This window comes from Amycolatopsis sp., from assembly GCF_036008905.1.
Lineage (GTDB): Bacteria > Actinomycetota > Actinomycetes > Mycobacteriales > Pseudonocardiaceae > Amycolatopsis.
The window spans coordinates 1-7,274 of sequence record NZ_DASYMU010000073.1 but is presented as its reverse complement, the minus strand read 5'-3'; the positions used below and the strand labels follow the sequence as shown (position 1 = coordinate 7,274).

The window sequence follows — 7,274 nt, the reverse complement described above, 5'->3', positions numbered from 1 at the left end:
CGGCGCACAGCGTTCACCGCGCTGTGCGCCGGCGCGGCGCTGCTGGTTTCCGGGTGCGGCCCGGAACCCGTTTCGGCGCCCGCTCTTTCGACGTCCGCCGCTCAGACGAGTTTCAACGGGACCGACCTGGCCTGGCTGCAGCTGATGGTGCCGATGACCGAGAACGTCGTCGAACTGCTGCGGCTGGCCCCGGAACACGGTGACAGTCCCGCGCTCACGACCGAGATCGCCGTGTGGCAGAACGCGAACCTGGTGCGGTTGCGCAGTTTGCGGGATCGCGCGGGCCTTCCGTCGGCGAGTATCCACGAAGGACACCGGATGCCGGGCATGGTGACCGGCGCCGACCTGGTCGTGCTCCGCGACAGTCGCGGAGCCGAATTCGACCGGCGGGCCACGGCCCTGCTCAACGCCCATCTGGACCAGGCCGCGCTGCTTTCCCGAGGAGAGCAACAATCCGGCCAGGACGGCGAAGCCCGTTCGCTGGCGGCCGAGATCGTCACGTCGACCGGCGCACGACCAGTACCGGATCGAAGATGACCGACGTCGGGCCGCGCCCGGGTTCGGCGATGGCCGCGAGCACCATGCGGACCATTTCCGCGCCCATGTCCTCGACGGGCTGGCGGACCGTCGTCAGCTGGGGACGGCAGCTCAGCGCGGCCGGACTGTCGTCGAACCCGACCACCGCGATGTCCTCCGGTACGCGGCGGCCGTGGTCACGCAGGACGCCGAGCGCGCCGAGGGCCATCAGGTCGTTGCCGACGAACAGGCCATCCATCCCGGATTCCTCGGCGAGCAGGCGTTCCATCGCCCGCTCTCCGCCGAGCTGGGTGAAATTGCCCTCCGCCGAGGGCACGAAAGGGCGGCCGTGCCTCGCCATCGCCTCGCGGAACCCCGCCGACCGGTCGAGCCCGGCGGGTGCGTCGAGCGGGCCGGAAATGGTGGCCACGCGCTGACAACCGCGCTCCACCAGGTGCGCGGCCGCGAGCGCGGCACCGTCGCGATGGGCGACGTCTACGTAGCTGACCGGCGCCGGGCGCGCGGGCCGGGCGAACAACGCCGTCGGCACCCCGGCCTCGGTCAGGCGCAACGGGAGCGGATCGCCGGGATGCAGGGAAATCAGCAGGACGCCGTCGATCCCGTCTTGCCGGAGCCGTGGCACGAGCGCGTCGCGGTCTTCGTCGGTGTCGACCACCATCAGCATCGGGTGCAGCCCGTGCGGCCGCAGCGCGCCGAGCACGCCGCTGATCACCCGGCCGAAGAACGGATCGCTCACGATGCCGCCCGACGAATTGTCGTCGACGTGCTTGGCCGGTTCCGACAGGACCAGCGCGAGCGAGCCGGTGCGCTTGGTGACCAGCGACCGCGCGGCGAGGTTCGGTACGTACCCCGTCGCCTTGATCGCGCGCTCGACGGCCTCGCGCCGCTCGGGCGCGACGTTGCGGATCCCGTTGACCACCCGCGAAACCGTCGCGCGCGACACCCCGGCGACCGCCGCGACATGCTCGAGGGTCGGGGCGGCCGGCTGCTCTGTGCTCACCCCACGTTTCTAGCACAAAATGAGAGCGCTCTCCCCACCCACGCGCCCGCCCGCCACACCTTTCACCAACGCGCAACACAGCTACGCCACCGCGCAACACGCCTGCACAGACAGGAAACGCTCGTGTTGCACGTCTGCGTAGTCGTGTGTCGCGTTCCCGTAGTCGTGTGCCCCGTCAGGGGTGGAGGATTCCGCCATACCGGCGGCGAAGAAATAACCAACGGGCACACCTTTCGAATGGTTCGGGAACAATCAACCCGTCGCGGGGGCTTTCGGAAATGAGATCACGAATAATTCCCGGGCGGGCATTTTTACCCACAAAATCGACGAACCGCGCGAACTAAGCCAAATCTTTTCCGGCCGGTGTTTTTCCCGGATTCCCCGCCGAAGCTCACGCTCCGCGCTCGATACCAGCCGGACCGTGGCCGATCCTGGCCGACGAACACGCCATGCGTCCACCGCCGCACGACCGGTGTCCCATTCTTCGCCACCTATAGTGCATTCGGCCTAACCGGGCCTTCTACCACAATAAACGACCGTTTCCGGACAGTTACCGACGACCTTGACAAAACCACCATTACTCCTGTTGTCTCACTCCGAGTCGATCATTACGCGGGGTAATACCGCCAGGTGACGACATACCGGACCGGGGGCCGGTACGCATTGTTCGGATATCCAATGGGGCTCGCCCCGTGGAGTGATCGCGCTTGTCCGGTTCCGTTCCGGGCGAGGGTACGAATCGAGCGGCCCAGAAGATGGAAGAAACAGTGCCGGCGGCCGATCGGCGGTCCGATGCGCCTTGGCTGCCTCAGAGCTGGTCCCTCCGAAGCAAGATCTCCGTCGTCCTCCTCCTGCCGGTGATCGTCGCACTCACCTTGGGCGGTGCGCGGATCCAGACCGAGCTCGCCCAAGCCGAGACGCTCAGCGGAGTCCGCGACCAGCTGCCCGTCCTGCGAGGCACCGTCGAGCTTGCCGAACTCGTGGGCCAGGAGATGGTGACCGCCGGTTCCACTCCCGCCGGCGCACCCACCGCGTTGACCTCGATGATCGACGCGAAGGCCGCGACGGTGCAGCACGACGCCGACTTCACCGAGCTCTCGCCGGAAACGGGCCGCAACCTGAACATCGCGCTCGGCAAGCTCGCCGGGCTGCGGGCGGCTGGGACGGCCAGCGGTGACGCCCTGTCCAAAACGGCCGGCTACCGCGACATCGTCTTCGCGCTCAGCGAGATCGTGCCGAGCCTGATCTCCGCGGCGGGCAGCACGAACCTCGACGCCACGGCAGGCACCACCAAGTTGCTGATGCAGCAGCGGGCGGGTGTCGCCGTCCAGGAGACGCTGGTGAAATCCGCGCTGCAGGTCCCCGGCGACAAGTCGATCCGCGTCGCCGCGGTGGGTGCCGCGGCCGAGGAATCCGTACTAGGCAGCCAAATCCTGCGCGGCCTGCCCGCCGACCTGGCCGCCCGGTTCACCCAGGCGACCGGCGGCGAGGCGAACCGGCTGACCGCGCTGCAGAACGCGCAGAACGCCGACCGCGCCGACAACCTGGCGACGCTGGTTCCTTCACTGGAAAGCGAATCCACCGCGCTCGGGCAGCTGCTCGACGGGTTCATCGACACGCTGTCCGACACGGTGTCGAGCCAGGCCAACGTGGCCCGCTCGAACGCCCTGCGCGACGCCGCGCTGGTACTCGGCTCCTTGCTCGGCGCGCTCGCCGTGGCCCTGCTCGTGGCCCGCTCGCTGGTCTCGCCGGTACGGCGGCTGCACACCGCCGCACTGAGCGCCGCGCACCACCAGCTCCCTGAAACGATCAAACGGGTCCAGGCCGGGGAAGACGTGGACTGGCACTCGATCGAGCCGGTGTCCGTCCACACGGGAGAGGAGATCGGCCAGCTGGCCCGCGCGTTCGACGACATGCACCGCCAGGCCGTCCGCCTCGCCGGGGAACAGGCCGAACTGCGCAAGCAGGTCAGCGAGATGTTCATGACGCTGTCCCGCCGCAACCAGTCGCTGGTGGAACTGCAGCTGTCGGTCATCGAAGACCTCGAGGCCGACGAACAGGATCCGCACCGCCTCGAAGAACTGTTCCGGATCGACCACATCGCCACCCGGCTGCGCCGCAACGGTGAGAACCTCCAAGTCCTCGCCGGCGGCAGTCCCACCAGGCAGGGCCAGGGCCCGATCCCCATGGTCGAGCTGCTGCGCGCGGCGACGTCGGAGGTCAAGGACTACCGCCGGGTCTCGCTCGGCAACGCGCCCCACGGAGCCGTCCGCTCGGAGGCCGCGGCGGACGTCGTGCACATCCTCGCCGAGCTGCTCGAAAACGCCACGCGCTTCTCGCCGCCCGAGGAGAAGGTGGTCCTCACCGCGGATCGCGGTTCCGACGGCGGCCTGCTGGTCGAGGTCGTCGACGTCGGGCTGGGCATGACGGCCGAGGACATCGAGGCCGCCAACCTGCGGCTCGGCGCCGGTGCCGCGGTGAGCCCGGAAACCACGCGGCGGATGGGCCTGTTCGTGGTCGGGCGGCTGGCCGCGCCGCACCGGGTGACGGTCCGGCTGCGCGCGACCATGACCAGGTCCGGCCGGGCGGGCATCACCGCGAGCGTGCATGTGCCCGGTGATCTCGTCATCGCCGACGGCACGCCGGTGGCCCCACAGCCCCGGATCGAACAGCGGGCGCCCGAACCCGTGCCCGCGTTGAACGGCTCGGCGTCGCACCGGGCGCTGGAGAACAACCACCGTCCGCGGCCGCCGCACTACGAGGATGCCGAACCGGCGCCGACGCTCGGCCGGGTCCGGCCGGTCCAGCCGCCGAACGCGCCCCCGATGCGGACGCCGATCTTCGACCAGCTGCTGTCGAACTGGTTCACCGAGGTGCCCCCCACGCAGAGCGCCCCGATCGGCGGCCCGCCCGCGATCGAGGCTCCCCCGGTGGCCAAACCCGCCGTGGACAGGCCCGCCGCCGCGAATTCCGCCGAGGTCACGCGCGGCTGGGTCACCCCGGCCGACGAGATCCGGCAGGCCGCCGAGAACGCCGTCGCGGTGCCCGCCGACACCCCGATCACCTCGTCGGGGCTGCCGACGCGCAAACCCGGCGCGCAGCTGGCGCCGGGGGCGGCCGCGCCCCGGAAGCCGGCGGAAGCCAAGCCCGCGGGGTTCCGGGATCCGGAGGCGGTCCGGAACAACCTGGCACGGCACTACAACGGAATGCGGGCAGCTCGGACTCGTACGGGAAGCGAGTCCGAACCGCGAGGTGAGGGGAAGGCGGATCCGCGATGACGGAGACCGGAGACAGGTACGGACGGCGACAGGTGGGTGCCCGGCCCGGCACCCGCGTACGAGGAGGGGACATGCCCGCAAGAATCCCGGCAGCCAGCGGATCGGCGGCGACGTCGACGGCGCCCACGCTGAACTGGCTGGTTTCGTCGTTCACGCAAGAGGTCACGGGTGTCGCGCACGCCGCGCTCGTCTCCGCGGACGGACTGCTCGTGGCGGCCAACGACAGCCTGCCGCGCGACCGCGGGGACCAGCTTTCGGCGATCGCGTCGGGCTTGTCCAGCCTCGCGGTGGGCACCGCGGAGCTGTTCACCGCTGGCCAGGTCGTGCAGTCGGTCATCGAGATGGAGCAGGGTTTCCTGCTCCTGATGAGCGTCGGTGACGGCTCGAATCTGGTGGTACTGGCCAATCCCGGCTGCGACATCGGGCTCGTCGGCTACGAGATGACCCTGCTCGTCGACCGTGTCGGGAAGATGGTCGACACACCCCTGCGCCAGTTCCCGGCGGCCCAGGCCCGGCCGTGAACGGCTACGAGTACGAACCACCCGCCCCCAGGCACGAGGAACAGCGGGCCGCGCCGTCACTGGCGCGGCCCTATGCCTGGACGGAAGGACGTACCCAGCCGACGGTCACCCTCGCCATCGAGGCGCTCGTCGTCACCACCCCCGAAGGACGAACCACGTCCTACAACCGCACCAGCGCGTTGTCGGGGGTCACCCAGCTCTGCCTGCAACCTCGTTCACTGGCCGAAATCGCCGCGCTGCTGGCCCTGCCACTGGGCGTGGCCAGGGTGCTCGTCGGCGACCTGCTCGGCTCCGGAATGGTGACCGTACGGGAAACGCTCACCCCGGACGCCACCTGGGACGAGCGTCATGATCTGCTCGAAAGGGTCCTAAGTGGACTACACTCGCTCTGACCATCCCGCGAAGATCACCTCCGCGAAGATAGTCGTCGCCGGCGGCTTCGGCTCCGGCAAGACGACCTTCGTCGGCGCGGTGTCGGAAATCAACCCGCTGCGTACCGAAGCCGTGATGACCGCGGCGAGCGTCGGCGTCGACGAAACTTCGTCCATCCCAGGGAAAACGTCGACCACGGTGGCGATGGACTTCGGCCGGATCACCCTCGCCGACGACCTCGTGCTCTACGTCTTCGGCACGCCGGGCCAGCACCGGTTCTGGTTCATGTGGGACGACCTCGTACACGGCGCGATCGCGGCCGTGGTACTGGTCGACACCCGCCGCCTCGCCGACAGCTTCGCGCCGATCGACTTCTTCGAATCGCGCGGATTGCCGTTCCTGGTGGCCATCAACCAGTTCCAGGGCACCGAGCAGCACACCCCGGACCAGGTCCGCGAAGCGCTCAGGATCCCCCCGGACGTCGCGGTGATCACCTGTGACGCCCGCTCGGCGGAGTCCACCAAGGAAGCCCTGATCGCCGCCACCCGGCACGCACTGTCCCAAATGGACATACCGTCCCACATGGCCTGACGTTTCCCGTCGGTGCCCAGGAGAGGAAACCCGTTGGACCACGTACAGAACTTCGCGATGGGCCGATGGCTGCTGGTCCTCGCCTACCTGACCTCGGCCGTCGGGTGTGCCCTCGGGCTCGCCTGCACCGTGCAAGCCCGCTACGCCACCACTGAACGAAGCCGGTGGAGCTGGCTGGCGCTAGCCGCGGTGTCCATCGGCGGCGTCGGCATCTGGGTCATGCACTTCATCGCCATGCTGGGCTTCGAAACGCCGGGAATGCCGGTGCGCTACGACATCCCGCGCACCATCCTCTCGGCGGTCCTGTCCATCGCGGCGGTGTTCCTCGGGCTGCTGGTGGTCGGCGTCAACGCGCGCTTCACCTGGTGGCGCCTGCTGCTGGGCGGGCTGATCACCGGACTCGCGGTGAACCTCATGCATTACACCGGGATGTGGGCACTGCAGATCAAGGGCAGCTTCGGCTACAACGGCGCCATCGTGGCCCTGTCGATCGTCATCGCCATCATCGCCGCGACAACCGCGCTGTGGTTCGCCGTCGCGCTGGACAACCTGCTCCCCCGGCTGGTCGCGGGCCTGGTGATGGGCGCGGCGGTCACCGGGATGCACTACACCGGCATGGCCGCGGTGCAGATGACCATGGACATGTCGGCGCCGGACCCGTCCGGCACCGAGGTGTTCTCGTTCCTGTTCCCGGTGTTCGTGCTCGCCGCGCTGGCGATGGCCGTGCCCATCTGCGCGGTGCTGATGGCGCCGCCGCTCAGCGAACGCAACGCCGCGGTCGCCGCCGAGCCTCCCGCGGAACCCGCCCTCGCCGGCGCCCACCGAAACTGACCGTCGCCATCTGTCGACAGCAATGCCACTGACTTAAGCTCGACTCAAGATCATCATTACCCTGGATGACTGGCATGCCACGCTCCGTGGCGACTCGGGTGTGGGTGCCAGGTGTGGCCAGTGCAGCCGCTTCTGGCATTTTTG

The 7,274-nt window shown here is 69.1% G+C and carries 7 protein-coding genes; 6 read left to right on the top strand and 1 reads right to left on the bottom strand.

What is annotated here, in order from left to right; translation table 11 throughout:
* A partial coding sequence (locus VGP60_RS14260; protein WP_327548464.1) for a DUF305 domain-containing protein occupies positions 1 to 537 on the top strand: 537 nt, incomplete at its 5' end.
* Here VGP60_RS14260 and VGP60_RS14255 read toward each other — a convergent pair.
* Positions 497 to 1,537 (bottom strand): LacI family DNA-binding transcriptional regulator, encoded by a 1,041-nt coding sequence (locus VGP60_RS14255; RefSeq protein ID WP_327548463.1) that lies wholly within the window; start codon positions 1,535 to 1,537, stop codon positions 497 to 499. The genes VGP60_RS14260 and VGP60_RS14255 overlap by 41 nt on opposite strands.
* An 857-nt stretch (positions 1,538 to 2,394) precedes the next feature.
* Here VGP60_RS14255 and VGP60_RS14250 point away from each other — a divergent pair.
* The 5 genes from VGP60_RS14250 (at position 2,395) to VGP60_RS14230 (ending at position 7,130) form a co-directional block, all read left to right on the top strand.
* Positions 2,395 to 4,815, top strand: coding sequence for a sensor histidine kinase (locus VGP60_RS14250; RefSeq protein ID WP_327548462.1), 2,421 nt, complete (start codon positions 2,395 to 2,397; stop codon positions 4,813 to 4,815).
* Positions 4,816 to 4,886: 71 nt separating this feature from the next.
* A complete protein-coding gene (locus tag VGP60_RS14245; RefSeq protein WP_327548461.1) occupies positions 4,887 to 5,336 on the top strand; it encodes a roadblock/LC7 domain-containing protein in 450 nt (149 codons plus the stop codon).
* Positions 5,333 to 5,728, top strand: a complete 396-nt coding sequence (locus VGP60_RS14240) for a DUF742 domain-containing protein (RefSeq protein WP_327548460.1) — start codon at positions 5,333 to 5,335, stop codon at positions 5,726 to 5,728. The genes VGP60_RS14245 and VGP60_RS14240 overlap by 4 nt, the downstream gene beginning before the upstream one ends.
* On the top strand, positions 5,709 to 6,299 hold the full coding sequence (locus VGP60_RS14235) for a GTP-binding protein (protein WP_327548459.1): 591 nt from the start codon (positions 5,709 to 5,711) through the stop codon (positions 6,297 to 6,299). Before VGP60_RS14240 ends, VGP60_RS14235 begins: the two co-directional genes overlap by 20 nt.
* Before the next feature lie 33 nt (positions 6,300 to 6,332).
* Positions 6,333 to 7,130: an MHYT domain-containing protein gene (locus tag VGP60_RS14230; RefSeq protein WP_327548458.1), complete on the top strand. Its 798-nt coding sequence runs from the start codon at positions 6,333 to 6,335 to the stop codon at positions 7,128 to 7,130.
* Positions 7,131 to 7,274: the final 144 nt, after the last annotated feature.